A 22081-nucleotide genomic window follows, 5' to 3' on the forward strand; every position below is an offset into this window, starting at 1 on the left:
ACACGGCCAAGATATCGGGACGGCGGAAAATCTCAGAATCCGGACTCCGGTGCTGGTGGAACAGCCCGGGTCAGGTGAGGCGGGACTGGGTGCGCCAGAGGTCGATGCCCGCCTCGACGGCGTCGCGGTCGATCTGCTCGAGCTCGGCGTCGCTGAACCTGAGGTTGCCGACGGCCGCGGCGGAGTCCTCGAGCTGGCCGACCGACGAGGCGCCGATCAGCACCGAGGTGACCCGGTCGTCGCGCAGCGCCCAGGCCAGCGCCAGCTGGGCCAGGGACTGGCCCCGCTCGGAGGCGAGGTCGTTGAGCTTGCGGACGTGGGCCAGGGTCTCGTCGGTGAGCAGGTCGGGCGACAGGGACTTGCCCTGGCTGGCCCGCGAGCCCTCCGGGATCCCGCCGAGGTACTTGTCGGTGAGCATCCCCTGCGCGAGCGGGCTGAACGCGATGCAGCCGATGCCGCGCTCGCCGAGGGTGTCGAGCAGGCCGCCCTCGACCCAGCGGTTCACCATCGAGTAGGACGGCTGGTGGATGAGCAGCGGCACGCCCATCTCGTCGAGGAGGTCAGCGGCTCGCGCGGTGAGCTCGGGACCGTAGCTGGAGATGCCGGCATACAAGGCCTTGCCCTGCTTGACGATGCTCGCCAGCGCGCCCATCGTCTCCTCGAGCGGGGTGTCGGGGTCGGGCCGGTGGGAGTAGAAGATGTCGACGTAGTCGAGCCCGGTGCGCTGGAGGGTCTGGTCGAGGCTGGCGATGAGGTACTTGCGCGAGCCGCCGTCGCCGTAGGGGCCCGGCCACATGTCCCAGCCGGCCTTGGAGCTGATGATCAGCTCGTCGCGGTAGGGGCGGAAGTCGGCGGCGAAGTGGCGCCCGAAGTTCTGCTCGGCGCTGCCGTAGGGCGGGCCGTAGTTGTTGGCGAGGTCGAAGTGGGTGATGCCGATGTCGAACGCCCGCCGCAGGATCGCGCGCTGGACGTCGAACGGCTTGTCGTCGCCGAAGTTGTGCCACATGCCGAGGCTGACCGCGGGCAGCCGCAGGCCGCTCTGCCCCACCTTGCGGTAGGGCATCGGACCGTAGCGGTCGGGGCGGGCGAGATAGGGCGGGAGCCAGGTGTCGACCATGGCCCCAGTCTGTCGCGCCGGGGCGTCGCCGACTACCGGGGGGCGGGCCGCTGGGCTCAGCCGGCGGGGGCGATGTTCTGGTTGTGCCGGAACACGTTGTCCGGGTCCCACGCCGCCTTGATCTCCCGCAGCCGCGCGAGCTTGGCCTCCCCGAAGGCGCTCTCCACGCGCTCCTGGCCCTCGTCGCCGATGAAGTTGAGGTAGACGCGTCCCGAGGTCCACGGCTTCAGCGCCGCCGCCAGCGTGCGGGTGTGGGCGATGTTGGCCTCCGCATCGGCCGGGTCCGGCCACATCGACAGGTAGTGGATGTTGAACGGCGCCTGGCGCTCCCCGAAGGCCGTCGCGTCCTCGGGCACCCGCGCGATCGCACCCCCACCGGGGACGATGATGACCTGGCTCAGCGGCGAGACCGGTGTCGCAGCCAGCGACGCCAGGGTCTCCACCGCCTCGTCCGGCAGCTCGTCGAGGAAGTCGGCCGTCCAGTAGTTCTGCATGCCGTGCGGGTTGGCGTCGTCGAGTAGCCGCTGGAGGGCGACGTAGGGCATCGGCCCCACGTGGGCGAAGGCGGGCGGCCCGAACCCCAACAGCGGGGCCAACACCGACTCGGCGTCCTTGAGCGGTCCGGTGTAGGCGACGATCACGCCCACGGCCGGCTTGCCGCGGGCCGGCTCCGGCACCATCTCGATCGGCGGGGCGGTGACGAAGGCGACGCCACCGCCCACCTCGTCGGGGGCATCGGCGATGAAGTCGCGGAAGTTGCGCAGCACGGCGGCTCCCATCGGCGCCGGGTACATGAGCATTCCGCCGAAGACGATCGGTCCGATCGGGTGCAACCGCAGGGTGAACCGGGTGACGACGCCGAAGTTGCCGCCGCCGCCGCGCAGGGCCCAGAACAGGTCGGGGTTCTCGGCCTCCGAGGCCGTCACGATCCGACCGTCCGCCGTCACCACCTGCGCCTCGAGGAGGTTGTCGCAGGTGAAGCCCAGCCGGCGTTCCAGCCAGCCGCTCCCGCTGCCGAGCGCGAGCCCGCCGACGCCCGTCGTCGAGACCCGCCCGCCGGTGACCGCCAGACCGTGCTCCTGGGTGGCTGCGTCGAGCTCGCCCCACGTGCACCCGCCCCCCACCTGTGCCGTCGCCTGCTCCGGGTCGACCACCACGTCGCGCAGGCCGCGCAGGTCGACGCACAGCCCGCCGTCGACGACTGCCGAGCCGTTGACCGAGTGACCGCCCCCGTAGACGGAGAACGGCATCCCGAAGGTCCCCGCCCAGGCGATCGCCGCCGCCACGTCCTCGGCGCTGCGGCAGGTCGCGATCAGGCTCGGCGACCGGTCGATCATCGCGTTGAACACGCTGCGGGCCCCGTCGTATCCGTCGTCGCCCGGCGCCAGCTGCGGGCCCGAGAACTCCGGGATGGTGGGACGAACGTCAGTCACATCGGTCATGGCAGGCCTCCGGGGAGTGTGCAGCCGACTCTCCTCCGGAGCCCGGCCGCCCCACCTCCCCCAAAGGGACGACGAGGCTGTCAGGGGCCCGCCCGGGCGGGGGGTGGACCCTCAGGCGGGGTCGACCGGGTGCTCGGCGAGGAAGGTGCTGGCGACCTCGATCAGCACGTCGTTCGCCGCGGTCTCGCCGATCGTCGCGCGCACCCCGTCGGTGCCGTACTGGCGCAGGGTCAGTCCGGCCTCCTGCGCGGCCGCGGCGAAGTCGCCGGAGCGCTCGCCGAGCCCGAACCAGACGAAGTTCGCCTGCGTCTCGGGGATGAACCAGCCTTGGCCCCGCAGCGCCGCGACCACGCGGGTGCGTTCCGCGACCAGCGCGTCCACCCGTTCCTTGAGCTCGTCGTAGGCCTTGAGCGACGCGACGGCGGCCGCCTGGGCGATCGAGTTCACGCCGAAGGGCGTGGCCGTCTTGCGCAGGGCAGCCGCGACCGGGGGGTGCGCCACGGCATACCCGATCCGCAGGCCGGCCAGGCCGTAGGCCTTGGAGAAGGTGCGCAGCACCATCACGTTGGGGCGGTCGCGGTAGAGCTCGAGGCTGCGCGGCGCCTCGGGGTCGGTGACGAACTCGAGGTACGCCTCGTCGATCACGACGAGCACCCGGCTCGGCACGGACTCGAGGAAGCGCTCCAGCTCGGTGTGCGTGACCATCGGGCCGGTGGGGTTGTTGGGGGTGCAGACGATGACGACCTTGGTGCGGTCGGTGATCGCGGCACGCATCGCGTCGAGGCGGTGGCGGGCGTGGTCGTCGAGGCCGACCTGGACGCTCGTGGCGCCGGCGAGCGCGGTGACGATCGGGTAGGCCTCGAACGAGCGCCAGGCGTAGACCACCTCGTCGCCGGGGTCGCAGGTCGCCGCGATGACCTGACCGAGGACGCCGACCGAGCCGGTGCCGGTCGCGACGTGCTCGGCGGGCACCCCGAGGGTGTCGGCGAGCGCCTGGGTCAGCTCAGTGACCGCCATGTCGGGGTATCGGTTGATCGAGCCTGCGGCCTCGCGGACGACCTCGAGCACCGACGGGAGCGGCGGGTACGGGTTCTCGTTCGAGGAGACCTTGTAGGCCGTCACGCCCTCGGGCGCGGCTGCGGGCTTGCCGGGGACGTACGCGGGCACCTGGTCGAGGGCCGCGCGCAGGCCGACCTCACTGTCCGTCGAGGCACTGTCCGCCATGTCAGTCGTCGTCGCCGTCGGGGAGGACCCAGCCGAGGACCATCGAGACGATCGTGATGACGATGGCACCGAGCACGGCGTCCCAGAAGAAGTGGGTGATCGTGAAGCTCAGGCCGAGGGGGTCGGCGATCCACTCGGTCAGCTGCAGCATGAACGCGTTCACGATGAAGGTGAACAGCCCCAGCGTCAGGATGATGAACGGGAAGCTGAGGAACTTCGCGATCGGCTTGACGATCGCGTTGACGAGCCCGAAGACGAGCGCGACGAGCAGGACGGTCGCGAACTTGGAGCCGAACTTGCCGTCCCCGAAGCCGATCCCGGGCACCAACCACGCTGCGACCCACAGTGCGACCGCGTTGACCGCGACCTTGATCAGGAAGTTCATGGTCCCGATCGTGCCAGATGCGCGGGCTGTGACGAACTAGACGTGGCGGCGGGAGGTGACGACCCGGAACCGGTTGGCCACGAAGGCCGCGTCGACGTAGGCCGAGTTCGCGGCCGGGTTGGCGCCGGTGCCGTGCAAGTCGGAGAACGCCGCGGTCTGGTTGACGAACACCGGGCCGGTGAGGTTCTCGGACAGCGCGACCCCCGCGTCGGCGGCTGCGTCCCGGGCCGCGTCGAGGACGTCCTCAGAGGTCGAGTAGACCGCCGCCGTCATCGCACCGTGCTCGCGCACCGTGTCGCGGAACTGCGCCAGCGACTGGTCGGTGCCGCTCGTCGCGATGAGGAACGTGACCGGGCCGAAGCACTCCTGGGTGTAGACGTCCTCGCGGCTCGCGTCCATGCTCACCAGGCCAGGGGCGCGGACGATGGCATCGGGGTATGCCGGGTGGCTGACCGCGCGCGAGTCCAGCACCACCGTGCCGCCCGCCTCCTCCGCCAGCGCGGCGAGACCGGCCGCGTTGGCGCGGACCCCGTCGTTGACGGTCGCGCCGAGCAGCTCGACGGCACGGGCGTCGTCGCCGGTGAGCTTGCCGACGGCGGCGGCGAGCTTCGCGCCGAAGTCCTCGAACGACAGGTGGCCCTCGTCGGTCTCGATGCCGTCGCGGGGGACGTAGAGGTTCTGCGGGGTCGTGCACATCTGGCCGGAGTAGAGGCTGAGGGAGAACGCCAGGTTGCCCAGCACGCCGCGCAGGTTGTCGGTCGAGTCGACGACGATCGTGTTGACGCCGGCCTTCTCGGTGTAGACCAGCTGGCCGCGGGCCGCGCCGGTCTGCTCGAGCCACGCGCCGAAGGTGGGCCCGCCGGTGTAGTCGATGATCCGGACCTCGTCTCGCTCGGCGAGCACCTTGGCCAGCCCCTCGCCCTCGGCCTCAGGGGCGAGCTGCACCAGGTCGGCACTGAACCCTGCGGCGGAGAGGACCTCCCGACACACGGCCACGGAGATGGCGAGCGGGAGCACGGCCCGCGGGTGCGGCTTGACGATCACGGGGTTGCCGGTGACGAGCGAGGCGAACAGCCCGGGGTAGCCGTTCCACGTGGGGAAGGTGTTGCAGCCGATGACGAGGGCGACGCCGCGCGGCACGACGCGGTAGTCCTTCTGCATCCGCAGCGGAGCCGGGTTGCCCTCCTTGTCGCGGCCGGGCTTCTCCCACAGGACCGAGCTCGGCACCCGCTCCTGCTCGACGAGACCGGCGACGATGGACTCGAGCGCGCGGTCCTGGGCGTGCGGCCCGGCGGCCTGGAAGGCCATGACGAACGGCTGGCCCGTCGTGTGCATGACGGAGTGGGCGATCTCGAACGACCGCGCGTTGACCTGCTCGACGATCTCGACGCAGACGGCGGCGCGGGTGCGGGCGCCGGCGTCACGCCAGGCCGGCATCGCGTCGGTCGCCGCGGCCAGCGCCGCGTCGATGTCGAGGTGCGGGTAGGTGATCCCCAGCGCGGGGCCGTAGGGCGAGACCTCCTCGCCGACCCAGTCACCGTCGGTGCGCACGTCGCCCAGACCACCGAACGCGTTGTCGCGCAGCGCCTCGTATGCCGTCTGGCCGGCCTCCGCGGACCCCTCGCCGTAGACGCGGGGAGACGGCGACTCGGGAAAGCGGCTGAAGTACGACCGCTCCGCGAGGGCCGTGATCGCCTGCGCGAGCAGCTCCCCGTGCTTGTCGACGAGCGGGTGGGTGTTGGGCGCCGTTGCCGTGGTCATGCGGTCATCGTAAACGGCTCCAGAGGGCGTTCCGACCGGCGGTGGAGGGCGTTCCGACCGGCGGTGGAGGGCGTTCCGACCGGCGGTGGAAGCGCTGGTGACTCGGTCGTTTGCCACGATGGGGCCATGACCGACGACGACCTGAGCCATGTCCGGGCGATGTGGGCCGACGACGAGGCGTCCCGTGGGCTGGGGATGGAGGCGACCGTCGTCGAGGTCGACCACGCGGTGGTGCGGATGACCGTGACCGCGGCGATGGTGAATGGGCACGACATCGCCCACGGCGGCTTCATCTTCACCCTGGCCGACTCGACCTTCGCGCTGGCGTGCAACTCCCGCGGACAGCTGACGGTCGCGGCCGGGGCCGACATCACCTTCGTCACCTCGGCTCATCGCGGTGACGTACTGGTGGCCGACGGACGGGTGCGCGCGGCCTACGGCCGCAGCGGGATCACCGACGTCACCGTGACGCGCGAGTCGGACGGGGCGTTGGTCGCGGAGTTCCGCGGCCGGTCGCGCAGCCTGACGGGCCGAGGAGCCGCTCCCGGGAAGTAGGTTTCGCTCGCTATGCCGTGCCCCACCCTCAGGGGCAGGCGCAGGGGCAGGCACAGGGGCAGGGGCAGGAGCAAGAGCAAGAGCAGGGGCCGCGTCGGTGAGACGACGGCCTGGGTGCCCTCACGTCGTCGCCGGGCTGCATCTCCACGACTGGCCCACCCTGAGGGGCATGGCATAGCCAACGAACACCTACTCCGCCCACGCTCCGCCCAGTCTCCGCCTCGCGAGTGCCCGGCACCCAGTACCGCCAGGGCGGCCTTCGTCCGTCCACAGGTCCGGCGCGGGTTCGAGGTCGCCCACAGGCGGGGCGCAGGCGACTGTGCCGGTCGTCCGGCGACCGGGACGCTCGGCAGATGCAGCCAAACAACAGGCCCCCCCAGCGCTTGAACCCCAGCGCATGAACCCCAGCGCATGAACCGCAATCCCAGGGCGACCACCGTCCGGCTCCTCACCCAGTGGAAGGACGTCCAGGACTCGCTCACGTTGATGGACTCCATCGGTCTCGCCCTCCGGCGACAACGCAACGTCGCGCGGACCAGCCAGCGTGAGTACGCCCTGCAGTCGGGATGGAGCAAGAGTCACCAAGCCAGGTTGGAGACCGACCCGGGACGGCTCAAGCTCGCGGACGTGCTCGCGGCACTCGAGGGCACCAGCTACCACCTCGAGCTGAGGAGCGACGACGACGGCCGGCTCGTCGAGCCCTTCGAGTGGTACCCGACGGAGCTGGTCGCACGGTTCCGCGACGGCCGCCGGTTCCCGGCGGCGGTGAACCCCGTGCGGTGGACCGGACGTACCTGGTTCTACACCCGGCACCCCTACGGCACGCCGGCACCCGACTGGACGTGGTCGAGACGGTGACGCGTCCGCCGTCCGCCGTCCGCGGCCCCCTGTCCGCCGTCCGCTCGACGCGCGGAATGCCGTGTTTGTCCCTATGGTCCGAGGTGGTCGAGACCCGGCCGCCCCACACCTTGGAGGACCCATGCGAACCCCTCGGACCCTGATCGCCGTCGCCGCTGTCGCAGCCCTGGCAGCCCTGGCAGCCCTGACCCCGAGCGTCGCCGCAGCGGGCGAGACCCCAGCGGACAGACCCACCCAGGGGGCCTGCGGCTACGCCCCCCTGGCGGACCAGACCTACTCCACCTGGACCGGGCTGCCGCAGGACCCGGCGCGCACCCCCGCCCGCGGCGCCGTCGACTTCACGCTCCAGACCAACCACGGCGACATCCCGATCGTGCTCGACCGCGCCCTGGCGCCGTGCACCGTCCAGAGCTTTGCGTTCCTCACCCACCAGAAGTACTTCGACGGCACCAGCTGCCACCGCCTCACCGCCTACCAGACGCCGCCCTTCGCGCTCTCGGTGCTGCAGTGCGGCGACCCGCTGGGCACCGGCTGGGGTGACCCCGGCTACTCGTTCAAGGACGAGCTCGACTCGGCCAGGGCGCTCGAGAACTGGCCGGGATTCCCCGACGGCAGCCGGAAGAACTACCCCCGCGGCACCCTCGCGATGGCCAACGGCGGCCCCGACACCAACGGCAGCCAGTTCTTCCTCGTCTACCAGGACTCGCGGCTGCGGCCCGACTACACCGTCTTCGGCCACGTCACCGAGGCCGGCATGCAGGTGCTCGATGAGATCGCCGCAGGCGGCATCGACCCCAGCACGGAGGGCACGCCCGAGGACGGCGCCCCCGCGAGCCCCGTGACCATCGAGCGCGCCAAGAGCGGCCGCTGACCGCGAGACCGCCCACGGGGTGGTGGCGCGTGGCTGGGAGCCGGACTCGCGGCATACGGTGTGCGCATGCGCGTCTTGGTCACCGGCGGTGCCGGGTACATCGGGTCCCACACCGTCGTCCAGCTGAGGGCCGCCGGCCACGAGGTCGTCGTCGTCGACAACTTCTCCAACGCGAAGCCCACCGTGGTGCCGCGACTGGAGGCGCTGACCGGCGGGCCGCTGGAGGTGCACGCGTTCGACCTCACCGACCGCGACAAGGTCGAGTCGCTCTTCGCCGAGCGCAAGTTCGACGCGGTCGTCCACTTCGCGGGGCTCAAGGCCGTCGGCGAAAGCGTGGACGTGCCGCTGGAGTACTACCAGACCAACCTCGACTCGACCTTCGCGCTGGTGCGGGCGATGCAGCGGCACGGCTGCTTCCGATTGGTCTTCTCGTCGTCCGCGACGGTCTACGGCGAGAGCGCCACCCCGCCGTTCACCGAGGACCTGCCGACCTCGGCGACCAACCCGTACGGCTGGACCAAGGTGATGATCGAGCAGGTGCTGCGCGACGTCGCCCGCACCGACGACCGGTGGCGGATCGCGTTGCTGCGCTACTTCAACCCGGTCGGCGCGCACGAGTCGGGGAACATCGGTGAGGACCCCTCGGGGATCCCCAACAACCTCATGCCGTTCATCGCCCAGGTGGCGGTCGGCAAGCTCGAGAAGCTCGAGGTCTACGGCGACGACTACGACACCCCCGACGGCACCGCCCTGCGCGACTACATCCACGTCGAGGACCTCGCCGCCGGCCACCTCGCCGCGCTGACCAAGCTGGGCGCGACCGACGAGCGGGTGTCGACCTGGAACCTCGGCACCGGGCACGGCACCTCGGTGCTCGAGGTGCTGCGCGCCTTCGAGAAGGCCTGCGGGCACGACCTCCCGCACGAGGTCGTGGGTCGCCGTGCCGGCGACATCGCTGCCTCGTATGCCGACCCGTCACGTGCCGAGCGCGAGCTCGGCTGGAAGGCGACGCGCACCATCGATGACATGTGCGCCGACCAGTGGCGCTGGCAGCGCGCAAACCCCCTGGGCTACCCGGACTGAGCGGATCAGGCATGGCAACCGAGCGTCCCTACCGCGTGACCGTCGTGTGCACCGGCAACATCTGCCGCTCGCCGATGGGTGAGTTCGTCCTACGCGAGCGCTTCGCGGAGGCCGGGCTCGGCGAGCAGGTGGTCGTCGACTCGGCCGGCACGCACGCCTGGGAGGTTGGCAACCCCGCCGACCCGCGGACCCTGGCGGTGCTGGCCCGCAACGGGCACGACGACTTCGGCGGCCACGACCACGTGGCCCGCCGGTTCGAGCGGTCGTGGCTCGACGAGGTGGACCTCGTCCTCGCCGCCGACGCCGGCCACCTGCGCGAGCTGACCACGCTCGCGCGCACCGACGCGCAGCGTGCCAAGGTGCGGCTCTTCCGGTCCTTCGACCCCGAGGCCGAGCGCTCGGGAGACCTCGACATGGACGACCCCTGGTACGGCGACGACACCGCGTTCGACCAGACCTACACCGAGGTGGTGGCGGCGGCCGACGGCGTCGTCGCGCACGTGCGGCATGCGCTAACCCACCGGAATAGTTGAATATCGAACTATTGTTGAGGGGTCATGACGACGAACAGCACGCCCTTCGCCCTCCGGCTCGACTGGGCGCGGAGCCTTTTCGACCACGGCGACTTCAGCGCTGCCGCCACCGCGCTGCGCGAGCTCGTCGACGAAGCCAGCACCGCCGAGCACCTGCACGGCACGGCCGACCTGCGGCTGCTGCTGGCCCGCGCCTACTTCGGGTCTGCCCAGCTGGGACGCGCCGAGACCGAGCTGCGGGCGCTGGTCGAGGACGCCCCCGACGACGCCTACCTGCACCTCCTGCTCGGTCGCACCCTCCAGCGCCAGCGTCGGCACGCCGATGCCCAGCGGCACCTGGCCCTGGCCGAGGTCCTCGGTGACTACGAGCGGCCGGCCGCCTACGGCGCTCCCCTCTCATGACCGACTACGGACAGGACCTGCAGTTCGGGATCTTCCCCAGCCCTGACGCCGCGTCCGCCGACCTCGTCCTCGAGCTCAGCGCGGCGGCGGACGTCGCCGGGCTCGACCTCGTGACGATCCAGGACCACCCCTACCAGGCCAAGCACCTCGACACCTGGACCCTGCTGTCGGTCATCGCGGCTCGCACCACGTCGGTGCGGGTGGCCCCCAACGTGGCGAACCTGCCCCTGCGTCTGCCGGTCGTCCTGGCGCGCAGCGTCGCCACGCTCGACCTGCTCAGCGGGGGGCGGGTCGAGCTGGGGCTGGGCACCGGCGCGTTCTTCGACGCCATCGTCGCCGCCGGCGGGACGCGCCTGACCCCGGGCGAGTCGATCGAGTCCCTCACCGAGGCGATGGAGGTCATCCGCGCGGTGTGGGCCGGCGAGGGCGGACCGACCGTGCGGGTGGAGGGGAAGCACCACCGCGTCGTCGGATTGCACCCTGGCCCAGCACCTGCGCACCCCGTCGAGATCTGGCTGGGCGCCTACAAACCGCGCATGCTGCGCCTCACCGGCCGGTCCGCGGACGGCTGGCTCCCGAGCATGGGGTATGCCGCGCCGGACGCCTTGCGTGGGCTCAACCAGACCATCGACGACGCGGCCGTCACGGCCGGGCGCGACCCCGCCTCGATCCGTCGGCTCTACAACATCCACGGGCGGTTCGGCACGGGCGGCGGGACGCGCCAGGGTGCTCTGCTGCAGGGCTCGCCGAGCGAGTGGGCCGAGCAGCTCGCCGAGCTCACCCTCACCGAGGGGATGAGCACCTACATCCTCGCCGTCAAGACCGTTGACCAGGTCGAGCGCTTCGCCCACGAGGTCCCCCCGGCCGTCCGCGAGCTGGTCGATGACGAGCGAGCTCGCCGAGCCCACTCCCCTGTGCCGGCGACGAGCCCCGCCGTCGTCAGCACGCGGCATACCGATGCACTTGATGCCACCTCGACCGACGCGGAACCCGTTGCCACGCAACGACACTCGGGTGCGGGCGCCCATCTCGTCGAGGTGCACGACGGACTGCGGGCCGAGCTGACCCGGCTGCGCGACATCGTCGAGCAGGTGGTGGTCGGTGAGGAGCAGGCGCATCGCGCGCGCAACGCCATCAACGAGCTGACCATGCGCCAGAACAACTGGACGCTCGGCGCCTACTGCGCGCAGTACTGCCGGTTCGTCACGGGTCACCACGGCCTGGAGGACCGGTCGGTGTTCCCGCACCTGCGCCGCAGCGACCCGGCGCTCACACCAGTGCTGGATCGCCTCGACTCGGAGCACCTGGTGATCCACGACGTGCTTGAACAGCTCGACGAAGCCCTGGTCGGGCTGGTGTCCGGCACTGCATACCCGGACAGCACCGGCACGGCCGAGCTCAAGCGCGTCGTCGACCTGCTGTCGTCGACCCTGCTCGACCACCTCGCCTACGAGGAGTCCGAGCTCGTGTCGGCGCTGGACCGCCACGGCTTCTACTGACGCAGACCCGCCTCCCGAGCTGACCTGACGCGCGGTCAGTCGGTCGTCGAAGGGGGCAGGTCGCGACTCCGCTGGCCGACGCCGGCGGCGCCGTACGGGTAGTCGTCGGCGTGCGGTGCGCTCACCTCGCTCAACCGGTCGAGCTGCTCGGCCGAGAGGTCGAGGTCGGCCGCGGCGAGGTTGTCGGTGAGCTGCTCGACGGTGCGGGCTCCGAGGATGACCGACGTGACGGCGGGCTGGGCACCGACCCAGGCGAGCGCGACCTGCGCCGACGACACCCCCGCCTCCGCGGCGACCGCACCGACCGCGTCGATGACGTCCCAGGTGCGCGCCTGCCGGTTGCGTGGACCCCAGGCCTCCATGCCGCGCTCGGGGTCCTCCCCCAGCCGCGACTCACCAGTGGGCGTGGTGTCGCGCTGGTACTTGCCGGTGAGCCAGCCGCCAGCGAGCGGCGACCACGGGAGCAGCCCGAGTCCGCCGTCGAGGCAGGCCGGCACGACCTCGTGCTCGATGTCGCGGACCAGCAGGTTGTACTGCGGCTGCAGGGTCACCGGCGCGGTCCAACCGTTCGCGCGCGCCACGTGGACCGCCTTGGTCACCTGCCAGCCGAGGTAGTTGGAGAAGCCGTAGTAGGAGATCTTGCCGGCGGCGACGGCGTCGTCGAGGAAGCGCAGCGTCTCCTCCAACGGGGTCACCGCGTCCCACGCATGCATCTGGTAGAGGTCGATGTGCTCGACCCCGAGACGCCGCAACGAGTCGTCGAGGGCGCGGCGCAGGTGGCGGCGCGAGAGGCCGAGGTCGTTCGGGCCGTCGCCCATCGCGAAGCGGCCCTTGGTGGCGAGCACGAGGTCCTTGGCGTCGTCCGGGTGGGCCGCCAGCCATCGGCCGATGATCTCCTCGGAGCCGCCCTTCGAGTAGACGTCGGCGGTGTCGAGGAAGGTGCCCCCGGCCTCGACGTAGGCCTCGAGGATCGCGCCGGAGGTCGCCTCGTCAGCCTCTGCGCCGAAGGTCATCGTGCCGAGGCACTGGGTGGAGACGACGGTGCCGCTGGAGCCGAGCGTGGTGTATCGCATGGCTCTCACGGTATGCCGCGCGCTGACCCCGCGCGCGGCCGCGTCACGGCCGCCCGTGCCACCGCGTCCGGCGCCCGGCGTCGGGGCGGTCGCCACCCGGCATACCGGTGTCCTGAGGTGGCCCCGCACTCTGGGAGACTGTGGGTCATGGCTTCGCTTGCTGACGCGACCCCTCCCATTGCGCTGGGCGCCCTCGACGGTCGCTACCGCGGTGCGGTGGCGCCGCTGGTCGACCACCTGTCCGAGCCGGCGCTCAACCGCGAGCGCATCCGGGTCGAGGTGGAGTGGCTGATCTTCCTCACCACCCACCAGGTCGTGCCGGGGGTGCGCGCGCTCACTTCCGACGAGCAGCAGCGGTTGCGCCAGGTGGTCGAGGACTTCGGCGCCGACGAGATCGAGGAGCTCGCGACGATCGAGCGCGAGACGCAGCACGACGTCAAGGCGGTCGAGTACTTCCTCAAGCGTCGGCTCACCGCGATCGCCCCCGGCGACGAGGACCGCGGGCTGGCCGAGCTGATCCACTTCTGCTGCACCAGCGAGGACATCAACAACCTGTCCTACGCCCTCATGGTCAAGGGCGCGGTCACCGACGTCTGGCTCCCGCGGGCGACCGCGCTGGTCGAGACGGTCGCGACGATGGCCTCCGACCTGCGCGAGGTGCCGCTGCTGGCGCACACCCACGGGCAGCCCGCGACGCCGACCACCATGGGCAAAGAGCTCGCGGTGCTCGCCCACCGGCTGGGTCGCCAGCTGCGGCGGGTCGGCGTGGCCGAGTTCCTCGGCAAGCTCAACGGCGCCACCGGCACCTACGGCGCGCACCTCGCCGCGGTGCCCGAGGCCGACTGGCCGAAGCTGAGCCGCGAGTTCGTGGAATCCCTTGGGCTGCAGTGGAATCCGCTCACCACCCAGATCGAGTCGCACGACTGGCAGGCCGAGCTCTACGCCGACCTCGCCCGGTTCAACCGGATCCTGCACAACCTGTGCACCGACGTCTGGACCTACATCTCGCTCGGCTACTTCGCGCAGGTGCGCGGCCAGGGCACCGTGGGTTCGTCGACGATGCCGCACAAGGTGAACCCGATCCGCTTCGAGAACGCCGAGGCCAACCTCGAGGTCAGCAACGCACTCTTCGACGTGCTCTCCTCGACGCTGGTCAACAGCCGGCTCCAGCGCGACCTCACGGACTCCTCGATGCAGCGCAACATCGGCGTCGCGTTCGGGCACTCGCTGCTCGCCATCGACAACGCCGCCCGTGGCCTGGCCGGGCTCGACGCCGTGCCCGCCGCGATGGCCGCCGACCTCGACGCCAACTGGGAGGTCCTCGGCGAGCCGGTGCAGTCGGCCATGCGCGCGTTGGGTGCCCAGGGTGTTGCCGGCATGGAGAACCCGTACGAGCGGCTCAAGGAGCTGACCCGCGGTCGCCGGATCACCGGTGACGACCTGCGCGAGTTCGTCGCCGGGCTCGGGCTGCCGGACGACGTGGCCAAGCGCCTCTCCGAGCTGACGCCCCAGACCTACATCGGCGTCGCGCCCGAGCTGGTCGACTTCCTGGACTGAGCGGTATGCCGCGTGGTGACCACGCGGCATACCTCGCCCTCGTGCGACGCTGGGCGCATGGTGGCGATGGGCTGGGTCGTGTTGGCCTTGGTGTTCGTCGACGAGGTGCTCGCGGCTGCGGCCGCCGCGGTCTGGGGCAACCACGAGAGTGGACTGCTGCTCGCGGTCGGGATGGTGGTCGTGGTGATCGGGGTCTGGTGGGCGTTCGCGTCGCCGAAGGCCCCGCTCGGGGGTCCGGTGGTGCGGCCGGTGACCAAGGTGCTGGTCTTCGGGCTGGCCGGCCTCGGCCTGTGGGCGGCCGGGCACCACGGGTGGGCGGTGGCGTTCCTCGTGTTCTCGGTGGTGGTCAACGCGCTCGCCCTGCTGCCCTCGATCCAGGCGCTGGTCTCCGACGCGGAGGCCGGCGGGCGGCGGGGTCACGGCGGGCGGGATGCCCCGGGAGGGCACTCGGCGTAGCGTCGCCGGCATGGCCGCACGCAAGGCGAAGCTGTCGGACCTCGCGGAGATCGCCCTGTCCCTCCCCGAGGCGGAGGAGGGCAGGTCCTGGGGCAACCCGGCCTACGTGGTGCGGAAGAAGTCGTTCCTGCACTTCCGCGAGCCGCGCCCCGACGCCCTCGACCCCGAGACCGGTGAGCGGATGCAGGACGTCATCATGTTCGTCGTCGCCGACCAGAGCGACAAGGAAGCCCTCGTCGAGGGCGACGGGCCGTGGTTCACGACGCCGCACTTCGACGGCTACAACGCGGTGCTGCTTCGCCAGCGCGACCTCGGCCGGCTGACCCGCGCCGAGCTCGCCGAGGTCATCACCGATGCATGGGCAGCGAAGGCGCCGAAGAAGCTGGTCCAGGAGTACTTCGGCGAACGGTGAGCTGTTCGCCGCGAGCGAAATTCGTTGCGTGCCAATGGTTTTCCCTTGTGGATGACTGGCACCAGGCATTCGAACAGGTGTACGATTGGGCTATGTCGATCAGCCCGGCGGCCGTGCAGCGAGACGAGGCGCAGCGTGACCTCTGGACGCGCACGGCCGAGGTCGCGGGACGGCTCAACCGGGTGCAGGGCGAGCTGGTCGACGTGGCCGCGGAGCTCATCGAGGGCGAGCACTGGGGCGACGGCGGGTTCCGTTCTCCGGAGCACTACTTGGTCGTGCGGGCCGGTCTGTCCCCGGCGCACGCACGGGACGTGGTCGCCGTGGCGAGGCGTCGTCATGAGCTGCCTGCGGTGTCCGAGGCCCTGCGTGACGGGCTCCTGTCGCTCGACCAGACCGCCGTCGTGGCCCATCACGCGCCGGCGAGTCACCAGCAGTCCGCGGCCGACTTCGCCCAGCACGCCACCGTGCCCCAGCTGCGTCGCGCGCTGAGTCGGCACGCGTTCGCCGCTACCCCGCCCGAGGTTGCGGGCGCCCCGCTCCCGGGGGAGGCGCCCGCGCTCGGGGCGCCCGCTGCCGGCCTGCCCGGGCAGGAGGACTCGGAGCGCCGCGCCTGCGCGCGCCCCGACCTGTCGATGCACTACGACCACGACGGCCGGTTCCAGCTGCGCTACAGCGCCCCCGCGCCGGTCGGGGCACTGGTCGAGCAGGCGCTCAAGGAGGCCAAGGACGCGCTGTTCCTCGCGGCGTCCGGTGTTCCCGCGGCGGGAGACCAGGGACCGGCCGGCTCTGGCGGCGCCGGCGAGGGTGCCACGGCTGGCGCTCCCGGGGCCGCGCACGGCATTGCGGCCACGGACCGCCCGACCTACGCGGATGCGCTCGAGGAGCTCGCTCGGCGTTCGTTCTCGTCCGTCGCCTCGACCGGCCGGGCCAGCCACTACCGGGTCTACCTGCACCTGTCGACCGACGGCGGCTGGGTCAACGGCGGCGCAGCCATCCCCCGGCGGCTGCTCGACCGGTTCCTCTCCGACGGCGTGGTCCAGCCGGTCTGGGAGACCCAGGGACGGCCGGTCAGCGTCGGCCGGGCCATGCGGATCCTGCCGCAGCGGTCCCGCCGGCTGATCGAGGACCGCGACCGCGGCTGCCGGTTCCCCGGCTGCACCGCCACCCGGTTCGTCGAGATCCACCACCTGCACGACTGGGCCCAGGGCGGCGCCACCGACGACGACAACCAGGTCAGCCTCTGCCCGTTCCACCACGACGCGGTCGGCCGAGGCGACTACACCATCGCCGGCGACCCGACCCGCCCCGACGGCCTGGTCGTCACCACCCGCCACGGACTGCCGGTGCGACCCCCGACGGCCGTCGAGCTCGCCGCGCCACCGGGCGGCGACCCGCCCGCACCACCCGGGGCGGCGGCATACCAACCACCGACCGGCGAACGCGCCCGCTGGCACGACATCGAGATCCTCCCCCACCACCTCGCGCAGTGGGACCGGCAGCTCCACCTCGTCAAGGCGCCTGGCCAGGACACGGGTGCACCGGAGGACCGTGATAACCACCCGTGGCCAATGCGGGACGCCGACGACGAAGAGGTCCTCAGCTACTGCCGCACCTGGGACGACTAGCTGGGCGGTGCAGCCGCGTGGCGTCCAGCTCGCCGCGTACCGCTCTTGGCCGTCTGGCAAGGTGCACCCTGACGTTCCCGTTCGACCGAAGGACTGATCGGTGCCCGACCGACCTGAGATCATCTGCATCTGCGGCTCGACCCGGTTCGTGGACGAGATGCGTGCGGCAAACCGTGAGCTGACCCTCGCAGGCGTCATCGTCGTCGCTCCGGGCGAAGCAGGCGAGGTGCTCACCCACGAGCAGAAGACCGCGTTGGACGCCCTCCACCTGCGCAAGATCGACCTGGCTGACCGGGTCCTGGTTGTCAACCCCGGTGGGTACATCGGCGAGTCGACGAGCAGGGAGATCGCCTACGCGCACGCCACCGGCACGCCGATCTCGTTCACCGACCCGGTCTGACCAGTCGGGGCGTCGGGACGAGCAGGTCAGACGGTGACCTTGCCCTCAGGCGTGTCGAAGGTGACCGCGAGGAGGCCGGGGGTGCCGCGGGGGGCGACGAAGGTGAAGTCGATGACCGAGGACGTCTCGTCGGGCGGCAGGCCCAGCCAGTCGCGCACCCGGGCGGGGTCGCCGGCGATCTGCAGGCTGTCGATCGTGACGGTGGTCATGGCCGCCGTCGACGGGTGCAGCGAGACGTCTTCCCACTGCACGAAGTAGGGCAGCTGCGGGTCGGACATCAGGCCCTTGATCCCCAGCTGGCGCCAGCGCAGCTCGACGCCGTCGGGGCGGTACCGGTTGCCAGGGACGGCTTCGCGGCCGATGCGGATCTCGAGCGGCGCGAGGTCGTCGACCGCGATGCACCAGCCGAGCCAGCCTCCGCCGGCCTCGGACCGAGCACGGACGGCCTGCCCGAACGGCGCCTTGTCGGACGCTGGGTGGTCGAGCACCTCGACGACCTCGACGTAGCGCTCGTGCGCCAACGGCAGGATCACGTTGCGCGTGCCGAACCGCGGGTGGATGCCCCCATCGACCGGGTCGACCCCGATCAGCTTGGCGAGGCGCTCCGCGGTCGCCTGCAGTCCGTCGTGCTCTGCCGCATACGAAACGTGGTCAACTCGCATACCCGACATCGTGACATACGTCAGGGAGTGCTCCTGACACGGGTGTGGTCAGTGAGGCTTCAGGGAGCCGAGGCGGGCGCGGCGGCTCCCCGCTGGCGCACCGCCTCGTAGATCACGATGGCGGCCGAGGTCGCGACGTTGAGCGAGTTCGCCTTGCCCACCATCGGGATCCGGACCTTGTATGCCGCGTGCGCCAGCACCTCGTCAGTCAGGCCGTACTTCTCGGCCCCCACCGCGATAGCGACCGGCCCGGTGTAGTCGACGTCGGTGTGCAGCAGGTCGGTGTCCGGGGTGGTGGCCACGAGGGCGATGCCGTTCGCGTCCAGCCAGGCCAGGGTCTCGGCCGTCGAGTCGCTCGCGACGGGCACGCTGAACACGGTCCCCTTGGAGGCGCGGACCAGGTTCGGGTTCCCCCAGTCGGTGACCGGATCGGCGGCGACCACCGCCTCCGCGCCGGCGGCATCGGCGGTGCGCAGCATCGCCCCGAGGTTGCCCGGCTTCTCCACGCCCTGGCAGAGGACGGTCAGGGCGCTCGGACCCACGGTCAGCTCGCGGCACGACCGCACCACCGAGGGCACCACGGCGATGAAGCCGTCCGGGCCCTCGCGGTAGGCGGCCCGCTCGAACGCAGTCCGCGACACCTGCACGGTCTCCACCCCGTCGCGCCGCGCCTCGTCGACGACCCGCTCCTGGCTGGTCGGGTCGAGCATCAGCTCGGGGCAGTAGTACAGCGCCTCGGGGAGCACCCCGGCCCCGAGCGCGAGGGTCAGCTCCTCGAAACCCTCGATCAGCGTCCGCCCCGTCTCCTCACGGGTGCGCCGACGGCGCAGCGCGGCGAGCGCCTTGAGGCGCGGGTTCGACGGCGAGGTGATGATCAGGTCAGCCATGGCGGGCCCAGTCTGTCAGCGATGCGGCACACTGTCCGCCATGAGCCAACCCGCTGTCACGGAGCGCTACTCCCTGCGCCAGAAGATCACGATGATGGTCAACCGCTACGAGATCCGGTCGGTGGACGGGTCCGGCGTCGAGGGTCCGGTCATCGCCGTCGCACAGCAGAAGCGGATGGCGTTCAAGGAGCAGGTCACGTTCTACTCGGACGAGGCGCGCACCCAGCCGGTCTTCTCGTTCAAGGCCCGCACGCGGATGGACCTCGGTGCCACCTACGACGTCTTCGACGCGACCGGTGCGCCGATCGGCTGGTTCCGCAAGGACTTCGGCAAGTCGCTGCTGCGCTCGTCGTGGCACCTCGGCACCCCCGACGGGCTCGAGGCGTTCGGCACCGAGCGCAACCAGAACATCGCGATCCTGCGCCGGGTCTGGGACTTCCTCCCGGTCGTGGGCGACATCCCGCTGCCGTTCCTCTTCCACTTCGACTTCACCACCGGTGACGGCAGTGTCGTGCTGTCGTCGGAGCGCAAGCGCAGCCTGCGCGACCGCTACGACATCCACATGCCGCAGGCCAGCAACGGGTGGCAGCTCGACTGGCGGGTCGGGCTGGGCATGGCGGTCGCACTGGACGCGCTCCAGTCCCGCTGAGCCGCCAGGTCAGGTGGAGCGGCCCGCGTCAGGCTGAGCCGCGCTCGACCCTGCCGCGGTGCCGCTCGGTCAGCTCGGTGACGCCGTCGAGCAGGTCGCGCATCCGCTCCAACTCCGCGATGGTGAAGGACGCGAACGCCTGCTGACCCTCGGAGACCATCGGGCCGTAGGCCTCCCACGTGCGTCGGGCACCGTCCTCCGTCATGGCCACGAGCACCTGGCGCCGGTCGGTCTCGCTCGGCTGTCGCGCCACGAATCCCTTGGCGACGAGCCGGTCGATCAGCGCCGTGGTGGCTGCGGGCCGCAGCCCCGTCGCTGCGCTCAGCTCGCCGGCCGTGCGCGGACCCTCGCTGAGGATGTCGAGGCACCGCATGTCCGCGGGACCGAGCCCAAGCGCCCGGCCCACCGCGTCGTCGAAGGACTGGACGCTGCGCTGGTAGCGCTGCATCGCCCTCCCGGCCTGCTCGATGGCTGCTTGACGGGTTCGTGCCACGCGTGCAATCCTTTCGATTATCGAACTATCCGATTGTCGTAAGAAAGGCTAGCACCATGAAGGCTGTCGTCGTCGGAGGTGGAGTGGCCGGACCCGCCACCGCCATGGCTCTCCAGCAGGTGGGCATCGAGGCCGTCGTCCTCGAGGCGCGCGACCGAGCCGCCACGCAGCAGGGCTCCTACCTCACCATCGCGCCGAACGGTCTCGACGCCCTGGCCGCGATCGGCTGCCTCGATCTCGTGCGCCACCTCGGCTTCCCCTCGCGGCGCAGCACGATGCTGGGGGCCACCGGAAGGCTGCTCGGCTCGATCACCCTCGGCACGCCCCTGGCCGACGGCACACCCGCCCGCACGATGAAGCGGCCCCACCTCACCCGCGCGCTGATGGACGAGGCCGCGCGCCGCGGCATCGAGGTCAGGTATGCCGCCAAGGTCACCTCCGTGCGCAGCGAAGGGGAGCGTGCGGTCGCCGTCCTCCAGGACGGGAGCACCGTCGAGGGCGACCTGCTCGTGGGTGCCTCCGGTGTCCACTCGGCGGTCCGGATGGCGGTCGACCCCGAGGCCCCTGCGGCGCGGTACGTCGGGCTGACCAACTTCGGTGGCATCACTCGCAAGACTCCGCTCGCGCGGGACCTGCCGGGCGACGGCTGGCAGTTCACCTTCGGCCGCCACGCGTTCGTCGGGCTCCACCGCACCCCGGCCGACGACGTCGTGTGGTTCGTCAACGTGCCCGAGGCGGAGATCAGCCGAGCCGAGCGCGCCGACACCTCCCTGGACGAGTGGCGGGGGCGGCTTGCCGACCTCGTGGCCGACGACGCGGGACCGGCCCGCGCGCTGATCGAGTCGGGTGAGCTGGAGCTCGCCGGAGACAACACCTACGACCTCGGCCACGTGGCGACCTGGCACCGCGGCCGCCTCGTGCTGGTCGGGGACGCGGCACATGCGCCGTCACCGAGCTCGGGCCAAGGGGTGTCCCTCGCCCTCGAGGACGCCGTGGTGCTCGCGGGGTGCCTCGCGGCCGAGTCCGACGTGCCGGCGGCATACGACTCGTTCGTCGCTGCGCGACGGCACCGGGTGGAGAAGGTCGTCGCGGTCGGGGCGCGCTCGAGCAGCTCCAAGCTCCCGGGGCGGATCGGTCGGGTGCCACAGGAGGCGATGATGCGGGTCGTCTTCCGCTACCTGGTGACCGACAAGGCGCAGGACTGGATCACCGGCTACCGGGTCAGCCAGTCACCGGAGGGTGGTGCAGTCGAGGCGGGCAGTGCGCTCAATGCAGGTGGAAGACGCAATGCAGGGGGAAGACTCAATGCAGGTAGAAGACTCAGAGCAGCGAGCGCAGCACCGGCACCAGGCCGTCCTCGTCGACCGTGAGGGTCACCTCGTCGGCGATCTCCTTCACCGAGTCGGGGGCGTTGCCCATCGCCACACCGCGGGCCGCCCAGTGCAACATCTCGACGTCGTTGCGCTGGTCGCCGACGGCCAGGGTGTACTGCGGCTCGACCTCCAGCCGGCGGCGCAGGAGCTCGAGGGCGGAGCCCTTGGAGACGCCCTCGGGATTGAGGTCGAGCCAGGCCGAGAAGCCGACCGCGTAGTTCACGCCGTGCAGGCCGATCCGCTCGGTGAGCGCGAGGAAGTCCTCCGCCGTGCCGTTCGGTGCACGGAACGTCACACGGGTCACCGGGTCGGCGACCAGCTCGTCCCACGGCACGACGCGCAGCTCACCCTGGAGCTCGCCGTCGGGGAAGGGCGCGCTGAGCTTGAACCCGACGCCCAGCTCCTCCACCGCGACGACCGCGTCGGGCCACTCGGCGCGGAGCAGGTTGAGGGCGGGGGCAGGGTCGAACGTGACGGCATCGATGATCCGGAAGCCGGTGTCCTCCCGGGCATCCAGCTCGATGGTCACCGCCCCGTTGGAGCACACGGCATACCCGGTCACGATGCCCAGCTCGGCCATGATCGTGGTCGTCGCGACGATCGAGCGGCCGGTCGCGATGATGACGTGGTGACCGGCGGCGAGCACGTCGTGGACGGCGTCACGGACCGCAGGTGACAGCTCGCCGGCGTGGTTGATCGTCGTGCCGTCGAGGTCGAGCCCGACGAGGTGCGGCGGGCCCGCCTGCTGGGGAACGGTCATGCCG

Annotated in this window: 24 protein-coding genes; 14 read left to right on the forward strand and 10 right to left on the reverse strand. The window is 71.3% G+C overall.

Features of this window, described 5'->3' with window-relative positions; genetic code table 11:
• Positions 1–70: 70 nt before the first annotated feature.
• The 5 genes from mgrA to paaN all read right to left on the reverse strand — a co-directional run bounded on the left by mgrA (position 71) and on the right by paaN (position 5929).
• Positions 71–1117, reverse strand: a complete 1047-nt coding sequence (gene mgrA, locus ACXJKD_RS09635) for an L-glyceraldehyde 3-phosphate reductase (protein ID WP_457254297.1) — start codon at positions 1115–1117, stop codon at positions 71–73.
• Between the two features lie 56 nt (positions 1118–1173).
• The gene (locus ACXJKD_RS09640) at positions 1174–2559 is read right to left on the reverse strand and encodes an FAD-binding oxidoreductase (RefSeq protein WP_457254299.1); all 1386 of its coding nucleotides are present in this window, start codon (positions 2557–2559) and stop codon (positions 1174–1176) included.
• A 111-nt stretch (positions 2560–2670) separates the two neighbouring features.
• Positions 2671–3783: a histidinol-phosphate transaminase gene (hisC, locus tag ACXJKD_RS09645; protein WP_457254300.1), complete on the reverse strand. Its 1113-nt coding sequence runs from the start codon at positions 3781–3783 to the stop codon at positions 2671–2673.
• Between the two features lies 1 nt (position 3784).
• Complete coding sequence (locus ACXJKD_RS09650) at positions 3785–4168, reverse strand: phage holin family protein (RefSeq protein ID WP_457254301.1); 384 nt, start codon at positions 4166–4168, stop codon at positions 3785–3787.
• Positions 4169–4204: 36 nt separating this feature from the next.
• Positions 4205–5929, reverse strand: a complete 1725-nt coding sequence (gene paaN / locus ACXJKD_RS09655; protein ID WP_457254302.1) for a phenylacetic acid degradation protein PaaN — start codon at positions 5927–5929, stop codon at positions 4205–4207.
• Positions 5930–6055: 126 nt separating this feature from the next.
• Between paaN and paaI the strand changes: the two genes are divergently transcribed.
• The 7 genes from paaI (at position 6056) to ACXJKD_RS09690 (ending at position 11730) form a co-directional block, all read left to right on the forward strand.
• Positions 6056–6484: a hydroxyphenylacetyl-CoA thioesterase PaaI gene (gene paaI / locus ACXJKD_RS09660; protein ID WP_457254303.1), complete on the forward strand. Its 429-nt coding sequence runs from the start codon at positions 6056–6058 to the stop codon at positions 6482–6484.
• A gap of 411 nt (positions 6485–6895) precedes the next feature.
• Positions 6896–7342: a hypothetical protein gene (locus ACXJKD_RS09665; RefSeq protein WP_457254304.1), complete on the forward strand. Its 447-nt coding sequence runs from the start codon at positions 6896–6898 to the stop codon at positions 7340–7342.
• A 121-nt stretch (positions 7343–7463) separates the two neighbouring features.
• Entirely contained in the window at positions 7464–8213 is a 750-nt protein-coding gene (locus tag ACXJKD_RS09670) for a peptidylprolyl isomerase (protein WP_457254305.1), read from the forward strand.
• A 66-nt stretch (positions 8214–8279) separates the two neighbouring features.
• Positions 8280–9296, forward strand: coding sequence for a UDP-glucose 4-epimerase GalE (gene galE, locus ACXJKD_RS09675; protein ID WP_457254306.1), 1017 nt, complete (start codon positions 8280–8282; stop codon positions 9294–9296).
• An 11-nt stretch (positions 9297–9307) separates the two neighbouring features.
• On the forward strand, positions 9308–9829 hold the full coding sequence (locus ACXJKD_RS09680) for a low molecular weight protein-tyrosine-phosphatase (protein WP_457254307.1): 522 nt from the start codon (positions 9308–9310) through the stop codon (positions 9827–9829).
• Between the two features lie 24 nt (positions 9830–9853).
• Positions 9854–10231 carry a tetratricopeptide repeat protein gene (locus ACXJKD_RS09685; protein ID WP_457254308.1) on the forward strand — a complete coding sequence of 126 codons (378 nt, stop codon included), beginning with the start codon at positions 9854–9856 and terminating at the stop codon, positions 10229–10231.
• Positions 10228–11730: an LLM class flavin-dependent oxidoreductase gene (locus ACXJKD_RS09690; RefSeq protein ID WP_457254309.1), complete on the forward strand. Its 1503-nt coding sequence runs from the start codon at positions 10228–10230 to the stop codon at positions 11728–11730. Before ACXJKD_RS09685 ends, ACXJKD_RS09690 begins: the two co-directional genes overlap by 4 nt.
• Positions 11731–11765: 35 nt before the next feature.
• Here ACXJKD_RS09690 and ACXJKD_RS09695 read toward each other — a convergent pair whose 3' ends face one another.
• The gene (locus tag ACXJKD_RS09695) at positions 11766–12803 is read right to left on the reverse strand and encodes an aldo/keto reductase (protein WP_457254310.1); all 1038 of its coding nucleotides are present in this window, start codon (positions 12801–12803) and stop codon (positions 11766–11768) included.
• 147 nt (positions 12804–12950) lie between these two features.
• Between ACXJKD_RS09695 and purB the strand changes: the two genes are divergently transcribed.
• The 5 genes from purB to ACXJKD_RS09720 all read left to right on the forward strand — a co-directional run bounded on the left by purB (position 12951) and on the right by ACXJKD_RS09720 (position 17253).
• A complete protein-coding gene (gene purB / locus ACXJKD_RS09700) occupies positions 12951–14360 on the forward strand; it encodes an adenylosuccinate lyase (protein WP_457254311.1) in 1410 nt (469 codons plus the stop codon).
• A gap of 57 nt (positions 14361–14417) precedes the next feature.
• The gene (locus ACXJKD_RS09705) at positions 14418–14816 is read left to right on the forward strand and encodes a DUF2568 domain-containing protein (RefSeq protein WP_457254312.1); all 399 of its coding nucleotides are present in this window, start codon (positions 14418–14420) and stop codon (positions 14814–14816) included.
• A 10-nt stretch (positions 14817–14826) separates the two neighbouring features.
• The gene (locus tag ACXJKD_RS09710) at positions 14827–15228 is read left to right on the forward strand and encodes an MmcQ/YjbR family DNA-binding protein (protein ID WP_457254313.1); all 402 of its coding nucleotides are present in this window, start codon (positions 14827–14829) and stop codon (positions 15226–15228) included.
• Positions 15229–15320: 92 nt separating this feature from the next.
• Positions 15321–16853 (forward strand): DUF222 domain-containing protein, encoded by a 1533-nt coding sequence (locus ACXJKD_RS09715; protein WP_457254314.1) that lies wholly within the window; start codon positions 15321–15323, stop codon positions 16851–16853.
• A 100-nt stretch (positions 16854–16953) separates the two neighbouring features.
• A complete protein-coding gene (locus ACXJKD_RS09720) occupies positions 16954–17253 on the forward strand; it encodes a hypothetical protein (RefSeq protein ID WP_457254315.1) in 300 nt (99 codons plus the stop codon).
• A gap of 26 nt (positions 17254–17279) precedes the next feature.
• Here the strand turns inward: ACXJKD_RS09720 and ACXJKD_RS09725 are convergent, their stop codons facing one another.
• Entirely contained in the window at positions 17280–17915 is a 636-nt protein-coding gene (locus tag ACXJKD_RS09725) for a VOC family protein (RefSeq protein WP_457254316.1), read from the reverse strand.
• A 59-nt stretch (positions 17916–17974) separates the two neighbouring features.
• A complete protein-coding gene (locus ACXJKD_RS09730; RefSeq protein ID WP_457254317.1) occupies positions 17975–18802 on the reverse strand; it encodes a TrmH family RNA methyltransferase in 828 nt (275 codons plus the stop codon).
• Between the two features lie 40 nt (positions 18803–18842).
• Here ACXJKD_RS09730 and ACXJKD_RS09735 point away from each other — a divergent pair, with 40 nt between their 5' ends.
• On the forward strand, positions 18843–19451 hold the full coding sequence (locus ACXJKD_RS09735; protein ID WP_457254318.1) for a hypothetical protein: 609 nt from the start codon (positions 18843–18845) through the stop codon (positions 19449–19451).
• Between the two features lie 28 nt (positions 19452–19479).
• On the opposite strand, the gene ACXJKD_RS09740 is transcribed toward ACXJKD_RS09735, so the two are convergent.
• On the reverse strand, positions 19480–19944 hold the full coding sequence (locus tag ACXJKD_RS09740; RefSeq protein ID WP_457254319.1) for a MarR family winged helix-turn-helix transcriptional regulator: 465 nt from the start codon (positions 19942–19944) through the stop codon (positions 19480–19482).
• A 56-nt stretch (positions 19945–20000) separates the two neighbouring features.
• Here ACXJKD_RS09740 and ACXJKD_RS09745 point away from each other — a divergent pair, with 56 nt between their 5' ends.
• Entirely contained in the window at positions 20001–21314 is a 1314-nt protein-coding gene (locus ACXJKD_RS09745; RefSeq protein WP_457254320.1) for an FAD-dependent monooxygenase, read from the forward strand.
• Here ACXJKD_RS09745 and ACXJKD_RS09750 read toward each other — a convergent pair.
• Positions 21265–22077: an HAD family hydrolase gene (locus ACXJKD_RS09750; RefSeq protein WP_457254321.1), complete on the reverse strand. Its 813-nt coding sequence runs from the start codon at positions 22075–22077 to the stop codon at positions 21265–21267. The genes ACXJKD_RS09745 and ACXJKD_RS09750 overlap by 50 nt on opposite strands.
• Between the last annotated feature and the right edge of the window lie 4 nt (positions 22078–22081).

It is taken from the genome of Pedococcus sp. P5_B7 (assembly GCF_054049895.1).